The 24,464-nt window shown below is 60.7% G+C and carries 21 protein-coding genes; 11 read left to right on the top strand and 10 right to left on the bottom strand.

The features are described 5' to 3' along the window. Window positions 1-808: 808 nt before the first annotated feature. On the top strand, window positions 809-2,212 hold the full coding sequence (locus B9Z01_RS20315; protein ID WP_167387537.1) for a replication initiation protein: 1,404 nt from the start codon (window positions 809-811) through the stop codon (window positions 2,210-2,212). Between the two features lie 127 nt (window positions 2,213-2,339). Here B9Z01_RS20315 and B9Z01_RS20310 read toward each other — a convergent pair whose 3' ends face one another. Both B9Z01_RS20310 and B9Z01_RS20305 read right to left on the bottom strand, forming a co-directional pair. After that, window positions 2,340-3,833, bottom strand: coding sequence for a GntP family permease (locus tag B9Z01_RS20310; protein WP_085486289.1), 1,494 nt, complete (start codon window positions 3,831-3,833; stop codon window positions 2,340-2,342). A 2-nt stretch (window positions 3,834-3,835) separates the two neighbouring features. Continuing rightward, entirely contained in the window at window positions 3,836-4,822 is a 987-nt protein-coding gene (locus tag B9Z01_RS20305) for a patatin-like phospholipase family protein (protein WP_085486287.1), read from the bottom strand. A 639-nt stretch (window positions 4,823-5,461) separates the two neighbouring features. Between B9Z01_RS20305 and B9Z01_RS20300 the strand changes: the two genes are divergently transcribed. The 6 genes from B9Z01_RS20300 to nhaC all read left to right on the top strand — a co-directional run bounded on the left by B9Z01_RS20300 (window position 5,462) and on the right by nhaC (window position 12,994). Further along, window positions 5,462-5,833 (top strand): GFA family protein, encoded by a 372-nt coding sequence (locus B9Z01_RS20300; protein ID WP_085486285.1) that lies wholly within the window; start codon window positions 5,462-5,464, stop codon window positions 5,831-5,833. Window positions 5,834-5,959: 126 nt separating this feature from the next. Continuing rightward, a complete protein-coding gene (locus B9Z01_RS20295) occupies window positions 5,960-6,700 on the top strand; it encodes a response regulator (protein WP_085486283.1) in 741 nt (246 codons plus the stop codon). After that, the gene (locus tag B9Z01_RS20290) at window positions 6,697-8,031 is read left to right on the top strand and encodes a sensor histidine kinase (RefSeq protein WP_085486281.1); all 1,335 of its coding nucleotides are present in this window, start codon (window positions 6,697-6,699) and stop codon (window positions 8,029-8,031) included. Before B9Z01_RS20295 ends, B9Z01_RS20290 begins: the two co-directional genes overlap by 4 nt. 593 nt (window positions 8,032-8,624) lie before the next feature. Next, window positions 8,625-10,046: a basic amino acid/polyamine antiporter gene (locus tag B9Z01_RS20285; RefSeq protein WP_085486279.1), complete on the top strand. Its 1,422-nt coding sequence runs from the start codon at window positions 8,625-8,627 to the stop codon at window positions 10,044-10,046. Between the two features lie 50 nt (window positions 10,047-10,096). Beyond that, window positions 10,097-11,356: an arginine deiminase gene (gene arcA / locus B9Z01_RS20280; protein ID WP_085486277.1), complete on the top strand. Its 1,260-nt coding sequence runs from the start codon at window positions 10,097-10,099 to the stop codon at window positions 11,354-11,356. A 138-nt stretch (window positions 11,357-11,494) separates the two neighbouring features. Then, window positions 11,495-12,994: a Na+/H+ antiporter NhaC gene (gene nhaC / locus B9Z01_RS20275; RefSeq protein ID WP_085486275.1), complete on the top strand. Its 1,500-nt coding sequence runs from the start codon at window positions 11,495-11,497 to the stop codon at window positions 12,992-12,994. Window positions 12,995-13,093: 99 nt separating this feature from the next. On the opposite strand, the gene B9Z01_RS20270 is transcribed toward nhaC, so the two are convergent. Both B9Z01_RS20270 and B9Z01_RS20265 read right to left on the bottom strand, forming a co-directional pair. Next, window positions 13,094-13,570: a YqhA family protein gene (locus tag B9Z01_RS20270; protein ID WP_085486274.1), complete on the bottom strand. Its 477-nt coding sequence runs from the start codon at window positions 13,568-13,570 to the stop codon at window positions 13,094-13,096. 161 nt (window positions 13,571-13,731) lie between these two features. Next, window positions 13,732-14,283, bottom strand: coding sequence for a hypothetical protein (locus tag B9Z01_RS20265; RefSeq protein ID WP_085486272.1), 552 nt, complete (start codon window positions 14,281-14,283; stop codon window positions 13,732-13,734). Window positions 14,284-14,434: 151 nt separating this feature from the next. Between B9Z01_RS20265 and B9Z01_RS35000 the strand changes: the two genes are divergently transcribed. Beyond that, window positions 14,435-14,641 (top strand): Na+/H+ antiporter NhaC family protein, encoded by a 207-nt coding sequence (locus B9Z01_RS35000; protein WP_208626105.1) that lies wholly within the window; start codon window positions 14,435-14,437, stop codon window positions 14,639-14,641. Window positions 14,642-14,973: 332 nt separating this feature from the next. Further along, on the top strand, window positions 14,974-15,309 hold the full coding sequence (locus B9Z01_RS20260; protein ID WP_085486270.1) for an RcnB family protein: 336 nt from the start codon (window positions 14,974-14,976) through the stop codon (window positions 15,307-15,309). A 43-nt stretch (window positions 15,310-15,352) separates the two neighbouring features. Here the strand turns inward: B9Z01_RS20260 and B9Z01_RS20255 are convergent, their stop codons facing one another. The 4 genes from B9Z01_RS20255 to B9Z01_RS20240 form a co-directional block, all read right to left on the bottom strand. Continuing rightward, window positions 15,353-16,606 (bottom strand): MFS transporter, encoded by a 1,254-nt coding sequence (locus B9Z01_RS20255; protein ID WP_085486268.1) that lies wholly within the window; start codon window positions 16,604-16,606, stop codon window positions 15,353-15,355. Then, the gene (locus B9Z01_RS20250) at window positions 16,603-17,130 is read right to left on the bottom strand and encodes a GAF domain-containing protein (RefSeq protein WP_244196089.1); all 528 of its coding nucleotides are present in this window, start codon (window positions 17,128-17,130) and stop codon (window positions 16,603-16,605) included. Before B9Z01_RS20250 ends, B9Z01_RS20255 begins: the two co-directional genes overlap by 4 nt. A gap of 68 nt (window positions 17,131-17,198) precedes the next feature. Continuing rightward, a complete protein-coding gene (locus B9Z01_RS20245; protein ID WP_085486264.1) occupies window positions 17,199-18,626 on the bottom strand; it encodes an MFS transporter in 1,428 nt (475 codons plus the stop codon). A 59-nt stretch (window positions 18,627-18,685) separates the two neighbouring features. Next, on the bottom strand, window positions 18,686-20,470 hold the full coding sequence (locus tag B9Z01_RS20240; RefSeq protein WP_085486262.1) for a gamma-glutamyltransferase family protein: 1,785 nt from the start codon (window positions 20,468-20,470) through the stop codon (window positions 18,686-18,688). A gap of 221 nt (window positions 20,471-20,691) precedes the next feature. On the opposite strand from B9Z01_RS20240, the gene B9Z01_RS20235 reads away from it, so the two are divergent. Further along, window positions 20,692-21,369 carry a FadR/GntR family transcriptional regulator gene (locus B9Z01_RS20235; protein WP_085486260.1) on the top strand — a complete coding sequence of 226 codons (678 nt, stop codon included), beginning with the start codon at window positions 20,692-20,694 and terminating at the stop codon, window positions 21,367-21,369. 16 nt (window positions 21,370-21,385) lie between these two features. Here the strand turns inward: B9Z01_RS20235 and B9Z01_RS20230 are convergent, their stop codons facing one another. Continuing rightward, window positions 21,386-22,711, bottom strand: a complete 1,326-nt coding sequence (locus tag B9Z01_RS20230; RefSeq protein WP_085486258.1) for a type II toxin-antitoxin system HipA family toxin — start codon at window positions 22,709-22,711, stop codon at window positions 21,386-21,388. A 2-nt stretch (window positions 22,712-22,713) separates the two neighbouring features. After that, window positions 22,714-23,226 carry a helix-turn-helix transcriptional regulator gene (locus tag B9Z01_RS20225; protein WP_085486256.1) on the bottom strand — a complete coding sequence of 171 codons (513 nt, stop codon included), beginning with the start codon at window positions 23,224-23,226 and terminating at the stop codon, window positions 22,714-22,716. An 855-nt stretch (window positions 23,227-24,081) separates the two neighbouring features. Here B9Z01_RS20225 and B9Z01_RS20220 point away from each other — a divergent pair. Then, a complete protein-coding gene (locus B9Z01_RS20220; protein WP_085486254.1) occupies window positions 24,082-24,459 on the top strand; it encodes a hypothetical protein in 378 nt (125 codons plus the stop codon). Window positions 24,460-24,464: the final 5 nt, after the last annotated feature.

Below are 24,464 nucleotides of genomic sequence, written 5' to 3'. Positions count from 1 at the left end.
CTCTCTATTTGCTTAAAAAACAGGCATTCGGTGAGGTCATTTGTGCATTTTCTCATTTCTTGCTGTCCTAGTTTTTCTTGTCCTCGCACAACGAACCTCACCTTTATCTCAACCTGGTCGCTTCTACAGACGGTATGAGTGCACGGGAATGCTCCAAAAACAGCAACGCACAATGAACCTCACCTATAACTCTCTCGTTCGAACAGAAAAGCGGATTCGCTAGCCAGGCGAGCCCATGCAAATATCACGTCGAAACACAACCAACCTCACCACTGTCCGTGTTCCGCCGATTTGCACAATCAACCTCACCATGCTGCATCGCGTCATTTCCAATCGAGTCTTGTGCAAGCCAGTTGGTTAGTTTTTTTAAAACGAGAACAAGCCAACAAACATACAGCAAACCTCGATATTCAGTTAATTCAGTGACTTAAGTCCGGAAAGGTGAGATGAGTTGTGCCAAAGGTGAGGTTAGGTGTGCACGAAGGTGCGGCTCGTTGTGCAGGAAGGTGAGGCTAATTCCCCACCAAGGTAAGGTTTGATGTGCATGACCGCGACTCGCCCTCTCAGAGGTGAGGTAGGTTGTGCGAAGTGACCAGGGCCCGCCGAAAGCACTGTGGCACAAGGCCATGTTCTACAGCTGGCCTGGTTAACGGTGAGGTTGGTTGTGTCTTTGGTGAGGTCCTGTGTGCGCGGTTGGCGTGCGAACTTCCAGAGGCTCCGGGGCCGCGCTTTGATGGTGAGGTTCTGTGTGTTGACAGCTCACCACCGCGTGCTACAGTCCCACGAGCGAAAAAAGTGGATGAAGAACATGGCGGCGGACAATCCGGAAGAGGGCAAGTCGAAGGCAACGTCACGCCAGATGGCACTTGCACTGTTCGAGGACATGTTCGACCAGGGGTTGCGCATCAACGAAGCCAATCGCGAGATCGGCTATCAGCGCAACGACTTCTTCACCGAAATCGTCAACATGGGGCTGCCGGCGCGGCGCTTTCTCGACGCCGCGTATTTCATCGTCGCGCAGGAGCCCGAGCAGCGCGATCAGTACGACATCGAGCTGAACTACTTCAAGTGGCTGATGCGTTACGACAGCCGCAATCTCAAGCACTTGCGCACCATTGCCGACGAAGCGCAGAACGCGAAAGTCCGCGTGACGAATACACCGATGGATCGCGACCCGAACGAAGACGATCTATGGGTGCAGGTTCAGCTCATCGGTATGGTGGGCTTTCATCGCGGGCGGATGCGCTTCGACGTCCATCCGCGGCTCGTCCCCCACATTCGCGATCCGCAGAAATCGCATTGGCTCAGCCTGCGCATTTCAACTGCGTTCACACGCAGTCTCGCGCGCGCGATCTACGACAAGGTCCTGCCGCATGTGCCAGCGGGGCGCACGGACTGGATACAGCTCGAGGAAATGCGCAACTGGCCCGGCAAAATGGGCGCGAACGCGGCCATCTTCAAGTATTTCAAGCGCGACTGGCTCGAACCGGCGGTCCGCGAGATCAACGATGTGTCGGACATCGAACTGTCGTACGAGACGCGGACCGCGTCGACGACCTCGAAGAAAATTGACCGCATCCGCTTCCTGCTCAAACGCAAGGACACGGCCGATGCCGTGCTCGCAAGCCTCGCGGACGCGAGCCATCTGTATAAGATTCTTACCGACGAATTCGGACTGTCGACCAAGCAGTTCAGCGAGATTTCGGAGAGTCGCGACGTATGGACCGACGAGCGCATCCAGCAGGCCGTCGAATACACGCGCTTCAGGATCAAGCGTGGTCAGGTCAAGAAGAGCCCAGCGGGCTATCTGATGCGCGCATTGCGCGACAACTGGAAGATGTCCGACGCCGAACGGACGATGGTCGACGTGCAGGCGAAACTGCTTGCCGACGAGACGCAGGAAGAGGAAGCCAAGACCGAGGCAAGAAAATCGGTGGCGCGCAGCATCGCCACGCGCGAAGAAGAAGTGCGCGCGCGCATGAACGAGGATTCACGCAAGGGCCGCGACTACTTCAGCGCGGCCGACGCGAAGACGCGCAAGGAATTGATGCATGCATGGACGATGTCGCGCGAAGGCAAGCTGATGCTGCGTCGTATGAGGCTGGAACCGTCGACGGTGACGGAGGACGCGATCTTCGCGAACACCGAGCTGGTCTGGTATCTCGGACAATTCGTTTTCGGCAGGATGAATTCGGGCCGTGCTGCGGCTTGATATCGGTGCGGAATTCAGCTGAAGCGATGCGGCGCCAACAATGCGCGCAATAAACGCATGCGACGAACGCGCGCAACAAATACGCGCAACACACGTGCAACACGCGCAAGCGCCGCACCGCTCCAACCTAGAACGACCCGACAAGCGATCCCAGCACGATCACCACCACCAGCGCCAGCAGCGCACCCAGAATCCCGACGATCACAATGTCGCGATAGCTTTCGCGATGCGTCGAACCGCACACCGCGAGCAGCGTCACCACTGCGCCGTTGTGCGGCAGGCTATCGAGCGTGCCCGACGAAATCACGGCCACCCGATGCAGCAACGCCGGATCGATGCCGTACTGTGATGCCAGTTGCAGATAGGTGCTGCCGAGCGCATCGAGTGCAATGGTCAAGCCGCCCGATGCCGAGCCCGTCAGCGCCGCCAGCAGATTCGTTGCGACCGCAAGCGAGACGAGCGGGCCGCCACCGATGCCGAGCACCCATTCGCGTACCAGTTCGAAGGCGGGCAGTGCGGCGATCACCGCGCCGTAGCCGACCAGGCTGCCGACGCTCAGCACCGGCAGCACCGATGCATTCGCACCCGCGTCGATCGTCTCGCGCAAGGCCGGCAAGCGACGGCGATTGAGCAGAACCAGCGCGACGATCGCAACCGCCAGCGCCACGCACACGCCCCACACGCCACCCACGGCCGAGAGCGAGGTCTCGCCCCAGCGGGCCTCCGCGAGATAGTCAGCGTCGATGCGCGGCAGCACGATCACGCTCATGACGAAGTTCACGAGCACGACGAGCACGAGCGGCGTCATCGCTACGCCGAACGAAGGTAGATCGTTGCTGATGTGCCCGTGCTCGATTTCCACGGGATCGAAGCTCTGCGACACGGTCGCGCGTTCGCGCACGAGCGTCGTGTCGGCGGGCTTCGCTGCTTGCGCAGCCGCGTTGACGCCGTCGAAACCTTCGTTTGCCGCCTTGGCGCGCGACTGTTGCAGGGACAGCCACCAGAGCCCGAACGCCACCATCACGATGCTCGCGATGACGCCGAGCCCCGGAGCGGCGAAAGGCGTCGTACCGAAGAAGGGCATCGGGATCGCGTTCTGTATCGCGGGTGTGCCGGGCAGCGCGGACATCGTGAAGGTCGACGTGCCGAGCGCGATCGCGGCCGGCATCAGGCGCCGCGGAATATTGGCGGCCTGGAAGAGGGCGGTCGCCATCGGCGCGATCACGAAAAACGCGACGAACAGACTTACGCCGCCATAAGTGACGAGCGCGCCACCGATGACCACGGCGAGAATTGCCCGATGCGCGCCGAGCTTTTCCGTCATGTAGCTGGCAATGGCTTTCACCGAGCCGCTGTCTTCCATGAGCTTGCCAAACATGGCGCCGAGCAGGAACAGCGGAAAGAACTGCGCGAGAAAGCGCGCGGCGCTGTTCATGAAGGTTTGGGTCCAGTGGGCCAGAATCGGCTCGCCGGAAATGGCGGCGGCCAGCATCGCGGCAAATGGCGCGAGCAGCAGGACGGTCCAGCCGCGATACGCGAAACCGATCAGTAGCGAGAGACTGGCAAGCATGCCAAACAGCCCGAGACCGACTGCGAGCGGTGACAGGATAGTGACGTCCATGGTCAGACTCCGTCGAGCAACGCGTCGAGATCAAGTGAGGAGCGCACGCCGATCGAGTCGCCGTGCTCGTTGAGGAATGCTTCCGCGGCACGCCGCCCTTCGTCGCGCAGCATCGTCAGGAACTCCCACTCGGCGTTGAGCTTCGACGAGTAGCCGAGGTCTGTCATCACGTCGCTCGCGATCCGGTGAATGCGCATCTCCGCCCAATGACGCCCTTCGTCGCTGCCGGCGTCCGCCGCGCGGCGCAGCAGCGCGATCATGCGCAACTCCTTCATCAGCGGCGCATTGAAGGCGATTTCGTTGAGGCGGCTGATGATGTCGCGCGCGGAGCGGGGCGTTTCATCCCGCTCGACGGGATTCACCTGAATCAGCAGCGTGTCGCTCGACGTGCATTCGCGAACCAGCGGCGTGATCGTCGGATTACCCGCATAGCCGCCGTCCCAGTAATCTTCGCCGTCGATCTGCACCGCCTGGAATAGCGTCGGCAGACAGCCGGAGGCGAGCAGCACGTCCGGCGACAGGTCGGCGTTGCGGAACACGCGCGCCTGACCAGTGCGCACGCGCGTCGCGGTGATGAAGAGCTTGATCGGCGCATCGCGCAGGTGAGCGAAGTCGATCGATTCCTGCAGGATCTTTTGCAGCGGATGGACGCCGCGCGGATTCATGTCGTACGGTGAGAACATGCGTGCCGCGAGATCCATGGCGATGAAGAGCGGCGAATAGTCGAGCGTCCAGCGGCCCATCATCACATCGAACGGGCTGCGGCGAAACGGACTGAAGACCGCGGCATCGGACACGCGCCGCCAGAACGCTTCGAGCGCGGCTCGCGCGCCGGCTGGTCCATCAATCTGATAGCCGCTCACGAGCACGGCCGCATTCATTGCGCCGGCCGACGTGCCCGAGATACCTTCAATCTGCAACCAGGACTCTTCCAGCAAACGGTCGAGGACGCCCCATGTAAAAGCACCATGCGAGCCGCCGCCTTGCAATGCGAGGTCGATACTGGCGGGTGCGCGACGGACTGATCGATCTTTCGTTGTGGCCAAGACAAGTTCCTGTTCAGGAGTGCTCTATTTCACGAGCTGACGCCGAAGGCCCGGCGGACGAATGAACTGCTGGCTCAATACGTTTTGAACTTCTCAACGACATGCCGTGTGTTTCGAATGTGAAACGCCGCACTGCACCATTCGTATTGGAAGTGGGTGGTGCTTAAAAGTCAAGCGTATTCACTTTGACTCTCCGGCATCGCGCTCAATAGACCTGTTGTGATAATTGTTCACTTGCTGGGATGCAACGATTGTGCCTGGCAATGCAGATCAATGCGATGGAACATAACGCCGGCGGTCATGAGCCGGTCAAAAACAGCGTGTAGGGAAGCGGGGCGACGCCGCGCGTCGCTTACATATTCATTGATCGGCCGGGTATCCTCACGAGATCGATCCAGCAATGAAATGGCATTCGTCATTCATATGCGTTCGCCGGTCGAACCAGTCAAACGCTTAATCCCGTGGCAATCAGCACGGTTTATTGCAATGTAATGTATCGGCTGAGTGAGCAGATACATTACGACATAATTCGACTGTCGAGTCAGGCTATAAAGCAGGCATCGTCAAATCACGGAGAGCACCATGAGCGCCGATCTGCTGCAAGGATCCTGTCATTGCGGGGCCGTCAGATTCGAAGTCCGTACCCCGATCGTTCCCGCTGGCCGTTGTAATTGCAGCCTGTGCCGCCGCAGGGGCGCACTGATGACGCCGTTCTTTCCCGCTGGCGCGCTGAAAATTCTGAGCGGTGAAGATTCGCTTACGCTCTACCAGTTCAACACGAAGGTCGCCAGGCACTACTTCTGCAAGCATTGCGGTATCTATCCGTTTCATCAGACGCGTAAAGACCCGAAGCAGTGGCGCGTCAACATCGGTTGCCTGGATGGCGTCGACCCCTATGCGCTCGAAGCCAACGTGGCCGACGGCGCGAGCCTTTCCATACTGGAGGACGTATGAGACGCCTGCTTGCCATCGCGATGTTCGTCGCCGGCTGTCTCGCGGTCGAACTTGCGCATCCGCCCAGTGTTCACTGATCCAGGCGAGCGGCATGCAGCTCAAACGCCGCAAGAGATAACCATCTCGATGGAAACTCCTGACCATGTGTTGATCGTCGACGACGACCGCGGCATCCGCGAACTGCTCGCCGGCTACCTCGAGAAAAACGGTATGCGCGTGTCGCTCGCGGCCAACGGGCGGCAGATGCGCGCCGCGCTCGAGACCGGCGCGCCCGATCTGATCGTGCTCGACCTGATGCTGCCCGGCGAAGATGGTCTCGTGCTGTGCCGCGAACTGCGCGCCGGGAAGTTCAGCGCGGTGCCGATCCTGATGCTGACGGCTCGCAACGAGGAAGCCGACCGGATCGTCGGCCTCGAAATGGGAGCCGACGACTATCTGCCCAAGCCGTTCGCGGCGCGCGAACTACTCGCGCGGATTCGCTCGGTGCTGCGCCGCGCGCGCATGCTGCCGCCCGGCATGCAGGTGACGGAATCGGCGCCGATGCTGTGCTTCGGCGACTGGCGGCTCGACACGACCGCGCGCCATCTGCTCGACGCGGAAGGCACGATGGTTGCGTTGAGCGGTGCCGAGTATCGTCTGCTGCGCGTGTTTCTCGATCATCCGCAGCGGGTGCTCACGCGCGACCAGTTGCTCAACCTGACCCAGGGCCGTCAGGCCGACCCGTTCGACCGCTCGATCGATCTGATGGTGAGCCGTTTGCGTCAACGGTTGCGGGATGGTGCGCGCGAGCCGCGTTACATCAAGACGCTGCGCAGCGAAGGCTACGTGTTTTCCGCCGTGGTGACCGCCATCGGAGATCCGCAATGAGCGGGCCGGCATGGCTGCGCTGGCCGCACTGGCCGCGCACGCTGTTCGCGCGGCTGGCGGTGATTCTGTTCGTCGGGCTCGCGCTCGCGCAGACACTCTCTGTCTGGCTCACGATGACCGAGCGCGATCAGACCATGACCAATGTGATGATGGGCTACATCGAGCGCGAGGTCGCCAGCTCGGTCGCGCTGCTCGATCATCTGCCGCCCGACGAGCGCGCGCAGTGGTTGCCGCGTCTCGCGCGACGCAGCTATGAATTCGTGCTTGGGCCGGGGGTGCCCGGCGCGCCGGTCGACGCGAGCCTGTCGGCGCGTGTCGCGCAATCGATCGGCGATGGAATCGGCACGCGTTATCCGCTGACGGTGAATGCGATTCCAGGCGAGCGCGAGCGTCTGCAGGTTCATCTGCGGCTGAGCGACGGGGCGCCGTTGACCATCGACTTTCGGCCGATGCCGGGTGCGCCGCTGTCGCGCTGGCTGCCGCTCGTGTTGACGCTGCAACTGGTCGTGCTTGCCGCATGCTGCTGGCTGGCGGTGCGGCTTGCAACGCGTCCGCTGCATCAACTGGCGCTCGCGGCCGATACGCTCGGGCCCGATCTGAAGGCGGAGCGCCTGCCCGAAGGCGGCCCCTCCGAAGTGGCGCGGGCCGCGCGCGCGTTCAACGCGATGCAGGACCGGATCGCTACCTATATGACCGAGCGCATGCAGATTCTCGCGGCGATTTCGCACGACTTGCAGACGCCGATCACGCGCATGCGCCTGCGCGTCGACGTGATGGAAAACGAAGCGGAGGCAGGCAAGCTGCGCCAGGATCTGCAGGAGATGGAAGCGCTGGTCAAGGAGGGCGTGACCTATGCGCGCACCATGCACGGCACGAGCGAAATGCCGTGCCGCATCGATCCCGACGCGCTGTTCGACAGTCTCGTTTGTGATTATGTCGATGCGGGTCAGGATGTGTCTTTGCAGGGCCGCTTCGGCCAGTCGCTTACGTTACGTCCGCAAGCATTGCGTCGCATCGTCGGCAATCTGGTCGATAACGCGCTGAAGTTCGGCGGGGCCGCGCAGATCGACGTTACTGCTTTGCACAATGGGGAGGCAATCGTCTCGGTGCTCGATCGCGGGCCGGGCATCCCGGCCGAGTCGCTGGAGGCCGTATTCGAGCCGTTCTACCGACTGGAGGGATCGCGTAATCGTCAAACGGGCGGCACGGGGTTGGGTCTCGCCATTGCCCGGCAACTCGCGCTCGCGATGGACGCGACGCTCACATTGCACAACCGCGTCGGCGGTGGTCTCGAAGCGAGACTGACGTTGAGAAAATTGCTTGAGGCGTAAATCGGTTATTGCAATGTCGGCCAATGCGTTTGTACGCGTATGTATGCATACGGCATCGCTGTATTTTCACAAAAGCAATGCAAATGCCAAATCGAGGCGAGGGTGGGAGGCGATGCTCGTGCCCATGTTCATGCGGCCAGCGGCATTGTTCATTGCCCGCATGCATATTCAGAAGTCCTGTGCGTTTTGCTCACTGACGCACAACTATCCCAGCGCTTCAGGACGATGTGTGGTGTCAGGTCTAAGCTGATTTTTTGTTCTGAGTGAACAATTCCGCTGCGATGATTTGCCTTTCCGATGATTGACTTATTGTGCTATTACGATTTTTATCTGCAATGGTGACGGCATTCACGCAAGCGGCATCAAAGCACTCATCAATACCCAGGGTATGCCTCAATGAGCGACACACAATTTTGCGTGAAGAGGATTTATTAGCTTCCGATCAATTGACAAAAGCCAACGGACAGACCATTCTTTCCTCCTATGTGGCGGTCGCTGAGTAATACAGTCAACTAGTTCACAATTGATGAGAGATACATTTCGTTCGACTCTGATACAGCGCTAGTTAAAAGGGTAACTAAAAAGGAATCCGAATGGCGTCCACTGAACAGAAAATGTCAAAGATGCAGCTCACCGCGATGGTGGTGGGCGGCATGGTCGGAGCCGGGATCTTCTCCCTGCCGCGGACTTTCGCTAACGCCACCGGACCTCTGGGCGCCGTCATCGCCTGGCTGATCGCCGGCACCGGCATGTACATGCTGGCGCGCGTGTTCCAGTCGCTGGCGGAACGAAAACCTGAACTGGACGCCGGTGTGTTTGCCTATGCCAAAGCCGGCTTTGGCGACTACCCTGGCTTTCTCTCCGCATTCGGTTACTGGATCGGCAGCTGTATCGGCAACGTCTCTTACTGGGTGTTGATCAAGTCGACGCTCGGCGCGTTCTTTCCGGTGTTCGGTGAAGGCAATACGGTGGTGGCGATCGTCGTTGCGTCGATCGGCATCTGGCTGTTCCACTTCATGATCCTGAAGGGTGTGCAGCAGGCGGCCTTCATCAACAGTATCGTCACGGTGGCCAAGGTCATTCCGATCATCGTGTTCATCGTGATCCTGATCTTTGGCTTCAGGATGGACCTGTTCCGCGCGAACATGTACGGCGGCGGGCTCGAAGGCAATATCTTCGAGCAGGTGCGTGCAACGATGCTCGTCACCGTGTTCGTGTTCATAGGGATCGAGGGGGCGAGCGTTTATTCCCGCTATGCCAAAAAGCGCTCCGATGTCGGTCACGCCACGATCCTCGGCTTCATCGTCGTGACCGCGCTGATGGTGCTCGTCTCGATGCTGCCGTATGCGGTGCTGCAGCGCGCGGATGTCGCGGGCATGCGCCAGCCTTCCATGGCGGCGGTGCTCGAGTCGGTGGTCGGTCACTGGGGTGCGATCTTCGTCAGCGTGGGTCTGCTTGTTTCGGTGCTGGGCGCTTATCTCGCCTGGTCGCTGATCTGCGCGGAAGTGTTGTTCACGGCGGCAAAGACGAAAGACATGCCCTCGGTCTTTGCGAAGGAAAATGCCAACAAGGTGCCGGCCAATGCGCTGTGGCTGACCAACATCGTGGTGCAGCTTCTCGTCATTAGCACGTACTTCTCGCGGGACGCTTTCGCGCTGATGCTCAATCTCACCAGCGCGATGTCGTTGATTCCGTATCTGTTCGTGGCCGCATATGGATTCATCATTTCCAATCGTGGCGAGAGTTACGACGTGCGCCCCGAAGAGCGCCGGCGCGATCTGATCATGGCGAGCATCGCCGTGATCTACACGATCTTCATGATCTGGGCGGGCGGCCTGAAATTCATTCTGCTTTCCGCCGTGCTGTATGCGCCTGGAACGGCGCTCTATATCTGGGCACGGCGCGAGCAGAGCAAGTCGGTCTTCATCACGTCCGACTGGATCATCTTTATCGTTACGGTCATTGGCGCGGTCATCGGCATCTATGGTCTTGCGACCGGAATGATCGAACTCTGATGGCGTCCTATTGAACGTAGCGGGTCAACACTGGAATTCAGGAGATCATCATGGCGAAGACAGACGCGAAAGCGGGCGGTTTGGGTGTTTACTCCGAAGTAGGGCAGTTGCGCAAAGTGATGGTGTGCGCGCCAGGGCTTGCGCATTCGCGGCTCACGCCGAGCAATTGCGATGAACTGCTGTTCGACGACGTGCTATGGGTCGAGAACGCAAAGCGCGATCACTTCGATTTCGTGACCAAGATGCGCGACCGTGGCGTCGAGGTCGTGGAGATGCACAACCTGCTCGCCGAAACGGTGGCAGTGCCCGAAGGCAAGAAATGGATTCTCGACAACCAGGTGGTGCCGAATCAGGTCGGGCTCGGCTTTATCGACGAATTGAGGAGCTATCTGGAAGGGCTCGACAATCGCAAGCTCGCTGAAACGCTGATTGGCGGCCTGTCGACGCACGACTTCCCCGAAGCGCACGGCGGCAAGGCGCTGGAGGTGGCGAAGGAAGCCGCGGGCGGCACCGAATATCTGTTGCCGCCGCTGCCGAACACGTTGTACACGCGCGATACGACCTGCTGGATCTACGGCGGCGTGACGCTCAATCCGCTGTACTGGCCGGCGCGGCACGAGGAGACGATCCTTACCACGTCGATCTACAAGTTCCATCCGGATTTCGCGGGCAAGGTCAACGTGTGGTGGGGCGACCCGACTCAGGACCACGGCCTCGCGACGCTTGAAGGCGGCGACGTGATGCCGATCGGCAAGGGCGTGGTGCTTATCGGCATGAGCGAGCGCACGTCACGTCAGGCAATCAGCCAGCTGGCGGCCACGCTGTTCCAGAAGGGCGCGGCCGAGCGCGTGATCGTGGCGGCCATGCCGAAGATTCGCGCGGCCATGCACCTCGACACCGTGTTCACATTCGCGGATCGCGACTGCGTGCTGGTTGCACCGGACTTCATGGCAAAGACCCGCACGTACTCGTATCGGCCGAGCAGCCATCCGAGCGGTGTCGAACTGCACGCGGAAAACAAACCGTTCGTCGACGTCGTGGCCGAGGCGCTGGGTCTGAAGAAGCTGCGTGTAGTCGAAGCGGGCGGCAGCGACTATCAGCGTGAGCGCACGCAGTGGGATAGCGGTGCGAACCTCGTGTGCGCGGCGCCGGGCGTGGTTTATGCGTACGACCGCAACACGTACACGAACACGCTGCTGCGCAAACAGGGCATCGAGGTGATTACGATCGTCGGCGCCGAACTTGGCCGCGGACGTGGCGGCGGTCACTGCATGACCTGCCCGATCATTCGCGATCCGGTTGACTATTAAGCTATTCAGCGGATAACCGGGAGGGCGTCGGCCGCTCGCTGAAGTCGCGGCGAGTGGCGGCGCGTTCATGGCAAGTCTGAGCTTTGCCGAGCGACCACAACGAAGTTGCAATGGCTGCCGATATGGGGACAAGCTCAAATGAAGAGGCCCGAATCACCTCAGCCGGTCACGCTAACCGAGGCGATCATTCCGATCGCCAGCCTGGTTGTACTGGTGGGGCTGTCCTACTATCTGTTCGGCGACGCAGGCGCGGGCGGCCCGAACCAGGTGGGCCTCGTCGTGGCCACCATGATCGCGGTGTTCATCGGCTGGCGCCGGGGACACACGCTGGCGTCGCTGGGCGAAGCCGCGGTTGCCAGTGTCAGTACCGGCATCGGCGCGATCTTTATCCTGTTCGCGGTCGGGGCGCTGATCGGTACCTGGGCGTTGAGCGGGACGCTCGTGGGGATGGTCTATTACGGCCTGAAGCTTCTTAGTCCGAACTATTTCTACGTGACCGCGGCCGCGATCTGCGGCTTCGTTTCCATGAGCATCGGGAGTTCATGGACCGTCGTGGGTACGATCGGCATCGGGCTCATGGGCATCGCGCAAGGCATGGGGCTCAGCCCTGCGATTGCGGCCGGCGCGATCATCTCGGGCGCGTATCTGGGCGACAAGTCCTCGCCGCTATCCGACTCCGCCAATCTTGCCGCGGCGGCGGCCGGCGTCGAGTTGTATCGGCATCTGCGTGAGGTTTTTCTTACGTCGACGGTGTCGATGATCATTGCGCTCGGCGTGTTCTATCTCGTTGGGCGGCCAGGCGATTTCGACGCGAGCGCCGAGATCGACGCGATGCGAAGCGCGTTCCATATCTCGTTGTGGCTGTTTGTGCCGCTCATCGTCGTCATCGTGCTGGCGGTTTTCAAAATACCGCCGTTCACCGCGATCTTTCTCGGTGCGCTGTCGGGCGGTGTACTCGCTGTGTGCGTGGCGCCCGAACGCGTGATCGCGTTTGCTGCCGCGAGGCCGGATGTGCCCGAGTGGCTTGCACTCGTCAAAGGCGTGTGGCTTGCGCTCGCGAGCGGCTACAGGGCATCGACGGGTAATGCCACGCTCGACATTCTCGTGACGCGCGGCGGCATGGAGAGCATGCTCAGCACGATCTGGCTCATCATTACCGCGCTGGCATTCGGCGGTGTGGTCGAAAAGTGCGGCGTGCTCGAGCGCCTGATTGCGCCGGTCATCGCCAAGGCGAAGAGCGCTGGCGCACTGGTTGCCTCGCTGGTGGCGGCGATTGTCGCCACCAATATCGTGACCGCCGATCAGTACATTGCGGTCGTACTCCCCGCGCGCATGTTCAGAACCGCTTTCGCACAACGCGGCTTCGAGCCGGTGGTGTTGTCGCGTGCCGTCGGCGATGCGGGCACGCCGACCGGCGCGCTGATTCCGTGGAATAGCTGCGGCGCTTATATGGCGGCGACGCTCGGCGTGTCCACGCTGAGCTACGCGCCGTTTGCCGTGTTCTGCATCGTGAGCCCGCTGTTGACCATTGCGATTGCGTACGCGGGTATCCGGATGCCGCGCCTCCCGGCCGCTGCCGCTGCGCCCACCGCCGCCGCGCCCACTGCGGAGCCTGTGCCGCCACATCCGGATGACTGAAATCCTGCCGGACGACGCGATCTATTCAGCGTTAGCGTTTCAGCCGCTATTGCGATTCTTCCCGACGTCTGCGTCTTGGCACCACCGCCTTTAAGGAGTTCACTGCTTCCGCGCGTTGATCTTCATGAGAAAGAATGTAAGGGCAGCAATCATGACAGCTAACGTGCCACCAAAGGCCGTGATGTTACGGCTGCCGTCCCAAGCTACTGCTTCGCGCAGGAACAGCACGGCGAGAACGGCAATAACGACGCTAACCAGATTTCCTTTCAGGTCCTCGAGGTCGTCGACCTTCAACCATTTCGGCAACGGGAGCTTGTCGTCGATGAATAGGGTGTAGAGGCCGATGCTGGTGATGTAGACAGCGATAGCGATCAGAAACACATCAACAGCTTCAATTATTCCGACCGCCAATATTTTGGCCGATTTTGTTGAAACAACATTGTTCCCGATTGTATTGGTGGCGCCGTAGACCAGCGTTATCACTTCATATATTGTTAGGACCAGGAAGCACAAAAACGTCCCGATGATGGGAATGAGCATGATGTAACGGCTCATGGCGAGGATACGTCGGAACATCAGAGAAACCTCCGTTATCTCGGCTTTGACGTGCCTGGATTCTCTACGCCGCAAAGTGGGACGCAGTTGTTGTTGCAGTGGTTGTCGCAGTTGTTGTTTAACTCTCTTTTGTTTTGCGCGCAAGGGTTTCGCTGGCACGACAAGTACATCGACCGTGTTAGTTAGGGAGACGAAGAGTCTGCCTGGATGACAACAGGAGCATCGGCCAGGCGTCGATAAATATTACGTTGCCGGACAATAGGCCACCATTCATAGAGGAATATCTCCATCGGCCGCCAGTTGGCGACCCATCCGAAGATCATCAACCCTTCCGCGATGAGCTTCGGAAACCGATAGCCAGGATAACTTTGAACTAGCGAGCTCCCGAGCAGGCACACGCCAAGCACGACAAGCCCGATTGCGAGCGAACGCCGCCCATCGCGAAACAGCCTGCGCAACGACTGCTGAGCAGTGTCGGCACGTTCGTTGAAATGGCTGCTTATCGCCTCGCCGAGCGAGGTCGCCGCCTCCGACCCAACCTCCTGCGCAGGCAGATGCAAGACGATTTGCAAGGGGCGACGAGCAGACACACTTTCCGCCTTGCCGACGATATAGGCTTCCGCCGCCTGGTTCAGGCCGCGTTGCCTGAATGGATAAGGATCGTGATTGTCGAATAGCTGTACGGCGCGATCGAGACGTATCTCGACGGTTTCGGCGGCAGAAGTCGTGGACATTTGTGCGACACCTCATTCGACGTACCAAGGCGGCCTGTTTCTAACATATTGATCGCGACCCGCGTTCATTCTAGGGCGCGCCAGGCATCTTTGACCAGTCTTACCGTGTCATAAAATCCGTGGCATTACAGGTGTTTCAGCATAGGCTTGCATGAAGAATCGATGGAATAGTTGTGGCGTTTATATGACGGCGACGCTCGGCGTGTCCATGCTGAATTACGCGCCGTTTGCGGTGTTGTGCTTCGTGAACCCGCTGCTGACCATCGAGATTGCGTACGCGGGTATCCAGACGCCGCGCCTCGCGGCCAGCGCTGCTGCGCCCGCTGCGGCGCCTGTGCCGTCAGATCCGGATGACTGAAATCCGGCCGGGTGATTCCGTTTCCTCAGCGTTAGCGTTTCAGCCGCTATGGTGAATTTTTTGAATTGAAAGACTTTTAATAATTCTCGCATGCGACGCATGCATTACCGATCTGCCGGAGCGGCTTGAAGTTGCAAATTCGTTTGCTATACTTTTAGCGACTTCGAGTAAATCCTTAATTACCGAATTTAATTCGGAGCGATTTAAGGAAATTTCATTCGGCATATCGGCAACCGGCTGCGATGAACTCCGAGTCAATTGATCTGTGGACCGTTGGACGATCACTTCACGTGAATGACCTGAGTTTTCTTTCACCGCACGGAGGTTCGACCATGAACAAACGCATTGTTGCGCAGCTTGTCGCTTTTTCGTTTTCCGGCGTTTCTCTCATTGCCATTGCGGCGGGACCGCCACCGGACGCGGGTGGTGGCCCGATGGCCGGTCCGGGCCGTCAGCAGGTGATGCCGTCCATTCCGCACCGCGACTGGCATAACGGCCAGCGTGTTCCCAACGAATACCGGAACCACAACTTCATGCTGGACGACTGGCGTGGGCACGGCCTCAAGGCGCCGCCGCGCGGACATAGATGGCTAGGTATCAACGGCGACTACGTGCTGGTGTCGACGAACAACTGGGCCATTTCGACGATCGTCAGCGGCACCCAGTGAGGTTGTGCGCGCAGATGGTGCGCTGTGCGACAACGCAAAGCGTTTAGTGTTGCGTGTCATACAGGCGGTCCGGAATGAACAGCGCTGTCACGCCGCTCAGGAAGAACACCGCGCCGACTACCAGAAAGCCAAGGCCAATGGAGAACTGCGTCGCGATATAGCCAATGACGATCGGCGCGGCGCCCGAGCAGAAGCGGCCGAGATTATAGGAGCCGCCCACCGCGGTGCCGCGCACGGACGTCGCGAAGCTCTCCGCCATGAAAGTGCCGCTCGTGCCGAGCGGCACACCATACAGAAAGCCGAAGAACAGCATCAGCATGGCAATGTTCTCGCGCGTATGCCAGAAGATGATGGCGGGCAGAAAGAGCGCCGCGCCGATACAACCGAGCACATACACGCCGCGCCGGCTCCAGCGATCGCCGAGCCAGCCTGCGAAGATCTTGCCGATGAACGCGACCACATAGGTGCCGATCATGTAGCCGGTCAGCGAGCTGAACTTGATGTGCAGCTCCTTTTCGAGGTAAGTCGGCAGCCAGTTGTTGAGCCCGTAAAACCCGGAGAGCAGGAAGACCGACGCAAGGGTCCACAGGATGAACATCGTGCGCGCCTGCCTGTCGCCGAAAATCTGCGCGTAGCGATTGTTGACATGCCGCCCCTTGTTCTCGCGGGCGGTGGCGCGGCTCGCGAGCCACGCCGCCGGTTCGGGCACGGCGAACTTGATCGCGAACGCGAGCAGCACGGGCACGGCCGACACGTAGTACAGCGTACGCCAGCCGTATTGCGGCAGGATCCAGTTGCTGAGCGCGATGACGACGATATAGCCCGACGAAATTCCGGTCTGCAGCATGCCGAGAATCAGCGAGCGCCGCTCGGTGGGCACGTATTCGGCCACCAGCGTGGTGACGAGCACCATGCAGCCGATCCCCAACGAACTGATGAAGCGCACGACCGCGAATTCGACGAAGCTGTGCGTGAAGCCGAGCATCCCCGCGCCGAGCGAGAATAGCGCGAGCGCCCAGGCCACCACGCGCACGCGGCCGAGGCGGTCGCTGGCCCAGCCGCCGAGAATGCCGCCGATTGCCATGCCGAGCAAGGTCAGACTGCCGAGCGCTCCCGCTTCGACATTGGTCAACCCGAACTCGTCCTTGATGCGTGAGAGCGTGAGGCCGTACATCATGACGTCCGCGCCATCGGCGATCAGCGCGAGATAGCCGAGCGCGAAGACGAGCAACCAGCGGCTCTGGGATACGCCGGTTTGCGTCACGGCTTGATATTGTTGTAGATCGGGTTGTGTCATGAATGAACGACGCCGGCAGAGGATTTCATATTCTGCTTGATGAGCGCGGGAGCGAGGAACGCGCCGATCGTGAGGCCCATGCTTTCATGGCGGCTCGTGTACCAGCCTTCCGTGTGGGTCAGGTTCATCGTGCCGATGCACACGCCATCGTAGGCGATGGGAATGTTCAGTATCGACCCGAGGCCCATGCCGGTCATCACCGCGTGATCGTCGAAGGCATTGCGGATGCCTTGCGAGGTTTCCGCGCGAAACGGCTCGAGATCCTGCAGTATCTGTTTCGCCCATGCGGTGCCATGTTTCTTCTTGCGGCCACCCAGCGGATAAACGTCCGGCATGTTCGTGTAGACGCGCTCCACTTCGTGGCGTTGCGCATCGTAGGACATGATCGTCAGCAGCCTGAAGCCTATCGTGCTTGCCGCCACTGCATGAACGGCGCGGAAAATCTCATGCGGTTGATTGTCCAGCCGCATCGCCATCGCGAGACGTTCAAGGTCGGCGATATTCAGCGCATGCGTGTCGTGCATCGCTGGTTCGGTCAGGTTGCCTTGCATCGTTTGCTTGGAAGAGTTTGAAAAAAACGCAACGCGTTCGGCTAGGCATGCGGGGTCGACTTGAGCTGGCCCGGTGCATCGTGGGCCGGTTCGAGTTCGCTCGCCTCGATGTCCTCGAGCGAGCGGTTGCGCGTCTCGATGCCGAGGAAGAACACGACGCAGGCGCCGATCAGCAGCACCGTCGTGGTCATCGCGAACACGCCGAGGAAGCCGAACAGCGGATAAACGAGGCCGACCAGAATCGGCGCACTCACCGAGCCAATGCGGCCGAACGACGACGATGATCCGGTGCCAGTCGTGCGAACCGCGGTCGGAAACACTTCGGGGGTGTACGCATACACGCCGGCGAAGGCGCCGTTCATGAAGAACGACAGCGCGATACCGGCGGCCATGATCTGGATGCCTGTGTGGGAAAACGCGAGCGTGATCGCCGCTATACCGCCGAGCAGCATGTAAGAGGCGACCACGCCTTTGCGGCCGATCTTTTCATTGAGCCATGCCGCGGAGAAATAACCGGGAATCTGCGCGCCGTAGATCGCAATGGAATAGCCGAAGCTTTTCGTCATCGTGAGTCCTTCCTTGACGAGCAGGCTCGGAATCCACGAGAAGAACGAGTAATACGCGAAGGCCACCGAGAACCACATGAGCCAGCTGACCGCCGTCGTGCGTGCGAGTCGCGGCGACCACAGCGCCAGCACGTTGCGCACCGCGCTGCCGCCCGCTGGTGCAGGCGCCGACACCGACGCCGATGCGGGAATCGCGCTGAGCGTGGCGATGGGCGCAAGCGCAATGCCTTTGCTGACGAACCACGCTTCGATCGTGCTGACAATGCCGTTCGCTTCGGCCGTGCGGCCCTGGCTTTCCAGCCAGCGCGGCGATTCGGGCAGCGTTCTGCGCCACCAGAGCAGCATGACGACGGGCAGCGATGTAATCACCGCGAGATAGCGCCAGCCGTCGACGAAATTGCGCACCACCGCGAAGCCGAGGATCGAAGAAGTCAGATAGCCGAACGACATGAAGCCGACCAGCGCGCCGCAGAAGATGCCGCGATAGCGCCGCGGCACGAATTCGGCGAGGAACGGTGCAATGACGACGGTCTCCGCGCCCGAGCCAAAACCTGCGACGACGCGCAGTGCAAAGAACGTGTGCCAGTCCTGCGCGGTGGCGCTTGCGAGCGACGCGGCGCAGTAGATGGCGAGCGCTGTCATCATGATGCGGCGGCGGCCGATCACGTCGGCGAGCACGCCCGAGAGGAACGCGCCGAAGAAGTAGCCGATATAGGTGCTGCTCGCGACGAGGCCGGTCTCGGCGCTCGTCAGCTGCCAGAGCTTGCTCACGACCGGCAGCAGGAACGCGAGCGACGACGAATCGAGGCCGTCGAACATATATCCCAGCCCGCCGATCAGCAGCAGTCTGCGATGAAAGCTCGATAGCGGCAGTCGTTCAAGACGGGCGGCGACGGCGGACACGGCAACTTCTCCTGAAGAAAATGGCGCGGCGATTCTGCGCGTTCTGCCCGTCGGGCCGGTTATCGCCCGATGGCATAGGCCTGCATCTGACGCGGCGTGGCCGCGCCACGCATCAAACCGTTTCTGACGCCGACCGCGCAGACGCGCCCCAGAGCCCACGGCTCCGCGACGCTCAGATCGTGGCCGCGCGCGCGCAATTCGGCGAGCGTGCTCTCCGGGAAGCGCGACTCGGCGGACATCTTGCCGAGCTGCATCGCGCGCGGATAGAACGAACCGGGGAAATGCGCGGTCTGGAACGAGGGCGCATCCGCGGCGGCCTGGAAGTTCATGCCCGCATGCACGTGCCTGAGGAACAGTTGCAACGACCACTGATCCTGCTGATCGCCGCCCGGCGTGCCGAAGGCCGCGTACGGCTTGCCGTCGCGTGTGACCAGCGTCGGCGAGAGCGTCGTGCGCGGACGGCGGCCCGGGCCGAGCGAGGAGGGCAGGCCTTCTTCCATCCAGAACATCTGTGCGCGCGTCGTGACGTTGAAGCCGAGACCGGGCACTGCCGGCGACGCCTGTAGCCAGCCGCCGGACGGCGTGGCCGAGACCATGTTGCCCCAGCGGTCGACGATGTCGAGATGCACGGTGTCGCCGCGCAATTCGGGCAACGGCGCGAACGTCGGTTCGCCCTGACCGAAGCCGCCCGCCTGTTCGCGCCCGGCATTGGCGATGATGCGCGCGGCGCGCTGCTCGCTGTCACCGAGTTGTCCAGGGCGGAATTCGAACGATGCGCGGCGCGGATCGATGAGCCGGCGGCGTTCGTCGTTGTAGGCGTCGCTTAGCAGTACGTCCATCGGCACAGCCGAAAACGCGGGGTCGCCGTAGAACACGTCGCGATCGGCAAACGCGAGCTTCGAGCATTCGATGACCGTGTGGACGAATTCCGGCCCGAGCGGGTCCATGGCCGAGAGATCGAAACCTTTGAGCAGCGCGAGCTGCTGCAGGAACATCGGCCCCTGGCCCCACGGCCCGGTCTTGTGAACGCGCAGGCCCGCGTAATCGTATGACACCGGGTCTTCGTAGGTCGGCTCCCAGCGCGCCAGATCGCCTGCATCGAGCAGACCGTGATTGCGCAGGCCCGACGTATCGAGCACGGCTGTCGAACGGAAATACTGGTCGATCGCATCGGCGACGAAGCCGCGATAAAACGCGTTGCGCGCGAGTTCGCATTGTTCGGCGCGGTCACTGCGCGTATTCGCCTCGCGCAGGATGCGCTTGTAGGTCTCCGCAATCGCGGGATTGGCGAACAGTTGATTGGGCGTCGGCGCTTCGCCATCGCGCAGCCATTGCTCGGCCGAGGTCGTCCATTCGGTGCGGAAGAAGTCCTTGATCGCGAGGATCGACGACGCCATGCGCGGTAGCACCGGATAGCCGTTTTCCGCGTAGCCGATCGCGTAGCTCAACACGTCCTCGAGCGGCAACTGGCCGTAATCGCGCAGCATCACCATCCATGCGCCGAACGCACCCGGCACGACCGCGGGCAGCAAGCCCGTGCCGGGCACGACTTCGAGGCCCATGTCGCGCATCCGCTCGATGGTCATGCGCGCGGGTGTCACGCCCTGTCCGCACAGCACGCGCACCCGCTCTTCGCGCGCGCTGTAGAACACGACCGGCAGTTCACCGCCCGGACCGTTCAGATGCGGCTCGACGATCTGCAGGACGAAACCGGCTGCTGCTGCGGCGTCGAACGCATTGCCGCCTTTTTCGAGGACGGCCATTGCAGACGCGCTCGCGAGCCAGTGCGTCGAAGCCACCATGCCGAATGTGCCGATCAGTTCCGGACGGGTTGTAAACGACATGCGCGACTCCTTTGCAACGGTGGGGCGAATAGCTGAACCAATATAGAATGGTTCTAATCTGGAAGATGAAAGCGTAAGACTAACGCAGTCGGGTTGCACCCGGTGTTAACCCGAAATTTTCGAGATAGTACAAGGAATTGAACGTGCTGTGGGTGACGGTGTACCCGGCGCGGCGATTCTGTTATTGTTGGAACCAATAGAAATTGGTTCGGTGGAGAAAAATGGAAAGGCCGGTACTGGATGCATTGCTGGACTACATCGCCCACGGTCAACTGAAAGACGGCGACGCGTTGCCGCCCGAAAGGACGCTCGCGGAAGAACTGGGCGTGAGCCGCCGCGAGTTGCGCTCGGCACTCGCTTCCCTGGAGGCGTCGGGTCGCGTGTGGCGCGGCGTCGGTCGTGGCACCTATCTCGGCGCGCGACCGCTGAAGTTTGCGTCCACGTTGCGGGGACTGCGCGTCGGAACCAGTCCGGCGGACATCGCCGAAATGCGTCTGCTGTTCGAACCGGCGCTTGCCGCGCTCGCGGCGACGAAAGCGAGCGGCGACGACCTGCAGGAGCTGGAAAAGTGCGCGCGCAAAAATGCCGCCGCTAAAAACGACGACGAATGGCAGCAATGGGATCATCGGTTCCATTTGCTGATCGGCCAGGCCACGCGTAATCCCGCGTTGATTGCGTTGATGGAAGTCATCAACGGTATGCGTGTGAAACCGGAGGTTCGCGAAAAAACGGCTGCGCAGGAGACGCGGCAGTATTTCGCGCAGCAGCATCAGGCGATCGTCAACGCGTTGAAAGCACGCGATGCAGAAGCCGCGGCGCAGTGCATGCGCGAGCATCTGCTGAGCGTTCAGGGGCGCGCGTCGGCAAAGACGGACGCAGCGGTGGCGCGGCACGTTTGAAGGGTCGGCGGTTAGCCTACTGCGCCAGCTTTTTGTTCAACCGGCGCATGCCGTCGAATACCGCGTCGGCCACGTCCATCGGAAAGTCGCCGGGCAGTTGCGCCGACACTTCATCTATCACCGTCTCTGTCCGTGCAGTCAGCTCGTCGATCATCGCTTCGACGCTCGCGGCGGATAACCCCACGCGCTGCCCTTCGGCGATCCAATGCCGCCGCTGGATCTGATTGAGCAGGTAGTGGACGTTCTTGCCGCGAACGGCCATTGCCAGTTTCACTTTTTGCGCTGGCAAACGACCGGCGCCAGGGCCGATGATCGGGTGCGCGGACAGCACGTCGTAAAGCGGCGTCGATTCGTAACGGTTGCCCGGCAGATGCGCGATGCTGAAGTTTTTCGCATGACCGTCGGTTGCGGCGAGCAGCCAGAAGATCATCTGCGTCATGAAAAAGTTGCGCCGGTCCGTCGCCGCGCGAGACGATCCGGCGAGCACTTCCATGATGGCCTCGATGCCGGGGCCGCCGTCGGACTCGTATTTGTGAAGCGCCGACGTGCCGGTTGCCTGGCACATGTCCTCCTGGGGCAGCCGCACGATCCACGTCGCGTCGCTTGAGGGTCTGCGGTCGAACCGCTCGACGATCAACACTTTCTGATCGTCGAAGCGCGCGATTTCGCAGCGAGCGACGGGCAACCCGTAAGCGGCGACGATTTGCGAGCAGAGCCATTCGTTTTCGACGGACGTGCGCATATCGGCGCGCATGTTGCCGACGAGCCCCAGCGGCAGCTTGAAAATATGTGTGGTCGGTGTGCTGCCTTCGGGCAGCAGCCAGCGGTTGCGATGACGAAGCAGTGCGGTTTTTTCTTGCGCACCGGCAATCGACAGGCGCAGGTCTTCGAGCGGATCGTGCTGGCCGAGCGGTGCGGCCGACGTCGTGCCGCGTAGCAAGGCGGCAATTTCGCTTTCGCTGAGCGCGCGTCCGGTGATGCGGGTGAGGTCGGTGGGCGCCTCGTCGGGTGGCAGCATTTGCAATGCACCGACGCAGTCGCGCCCGAGCGCGGCAAGCAGCGAGAAGGGCGCGGTGCTGCCGGTCCGGTAGCGCGTGGCGATGCGGCGCCGGATCGGTTCGCTGTCGGGCAGCAGATTGTCGAAATAGTCCGCGACAATCTGGCCGCGATACGGCTGATTGCCTGGCGTAAAAGGCAGCGACAGCGAGAGCGGGCGCCCCTGCGGGTCGTCGATCCATGTGTCCAGATACGTCAGGCGCTCGCCGTTGCGGGTCGTTTCCCAAGAGCCGACCTGCAAACCGTTCATCCACAGGTTCAGGCGGCTTTGTGTGCTGCGCGCCATGCTTACCAGTCCTCGCGTTTTTTGCCGGTGCTCGCGGGTTTCGCGGCGGCGCGTGCCGGTGCAGACGCGAGATTGCCGCGTGCCTCACGGCGCGTCGTCGTTCTGGCGGATTGCTTCTTCGCTGGATTGGACGCGCGCGCAGGTTTTGGGGGCGACGCTTCCTGTTTGCGCAACGTCTGCGTTGTGCGTTTTGTGCTGCCGGTCACCGGGCTCGCCGTTTTTCTGGTGACGCGACGGGTGAGCGTGCGCTCCGCTGACGGCGGCGAGGCGACTTCCTCTGCGGCCTCGCTTTGCGCCGGTCCGGTTTGCGTGAGCGTCAGATCGACCTGCAATATCCGCAAGACCTTGAAGAGACGTTCGACGCTGACGGCGGCCGGATTTGCCTCGAGTTGCGCGTAAGTCTGCTGCGTCACGCCCAACTGGCCGGCCATCGCGGCCTGGGTGAGTCCGGCAGCCTTCCTGAAGCCTTGCAGAATCGGCCTCAATTGGCTCAGCGTCCTGATGGGGTAGTCCACGATCGGTCTCCGGTTCGGCTCCCGCACGAAAACAGGTTATAGTCTGTAAATTTCAGATACAGTCTATACCCTGTTTTTTTAAAATACAAGCTAAAGACTGTTAATGCTGAGGGCATCTTCGCTCGGGCGGCATCAGGCGAACAAGGCAATTAACGCAACTAACGGTCAAGAACGTCGAGCCCACCCCTCCGCTGCTTCGCAGCCATCCGGGCGTGACCAGGCCGTGACCACGTGCAAGCCCCATGCCGCAATCAAGCGTAAGCGATCAAAGTCCGATCGACAGAATATGACGCGAGATGCAATGCGCGTTCGATTGTCGCGTCCGCATGTCAGATGTACATGTCGAGCGACGATCCGCCTATTGTTGGTCACACTGCAACTTTCAGATATGAGGTCACATCTGTTTCATGATTGATTTGCACTGCTACCAGAAAAAGAAGCGAAGCAACTCTGAATAGTTTAAATGTCAATCGCTATCAATTAGCCGGTGAGCAAGACGAAACATCGTGCGAAAAATTCACTTTTACATTTCACAAAAAAGCGACATGTATACGCATATGTGCGCACATACCGTCCGTTGATTCAACGCCATCTCTGCGCGGATTACAGGGGAATGAGCTTGGAAATTGCGAAAAACGCTGTAGACTCTATAACGTACCAGACGCGTATATAGCGTCCTCCGTCATCGCGATGCCTATTGGCCGATAGAACCGGCCCGACGAACCATGCCGGCCCGACGAACATGAAAGGAGATTCGACGAGACACACAGACCATTCTTCCATATAACTCGATCGACGCCACCAGCTGCAGTCGGTGGCATGCCGCTGGAGAACATAACTTCCATGGAGTATGTAATGGCAATCAAACCACAATGGCGAACGCTGTTATCTCTGACTTTCCTGTCGCTGGCGGTGATGAGCAATGTCGCACGCGCGGAAAACATTCCGATTGTCACGGGTCAGCAATGGATGCAGTCCTCGGACGAAGCGAAGAAAGCGTATCTCGTCGGCATTGCCAATCTGATCGAAGTCGAGCGCGCCTATGCCGGCAGTGCGGCGAATAACAATGACCTCGCACAACGCTTCGGTAAGGGCATGCAGGGCCAGACGCTCGACAGCGTGCGCCAGGGACTCGACAGTTATTACGCCTCCAATCCCACGATGATCCAGCACCCGGTGATCGAGACCCTCTGGTTTCAGATGGTCGTGCCCGGCCTGAAGAAAAACCAATAAGGAGG

It is taken from the genome of Paraburkholderia susongensis (assembly GCF_900177725.1).
GTDB classification, from domain to species: domain Bacteria; phylum Pseudomonadota; class Gammaproteobacteria; order Burkholderiales; family Burkholderiaceae; genus Paraburkholderia; species Paraburkholderia susongensis.
This window is presented reverse-complemented; position numbering and strand designations above follow the sequence as displayed.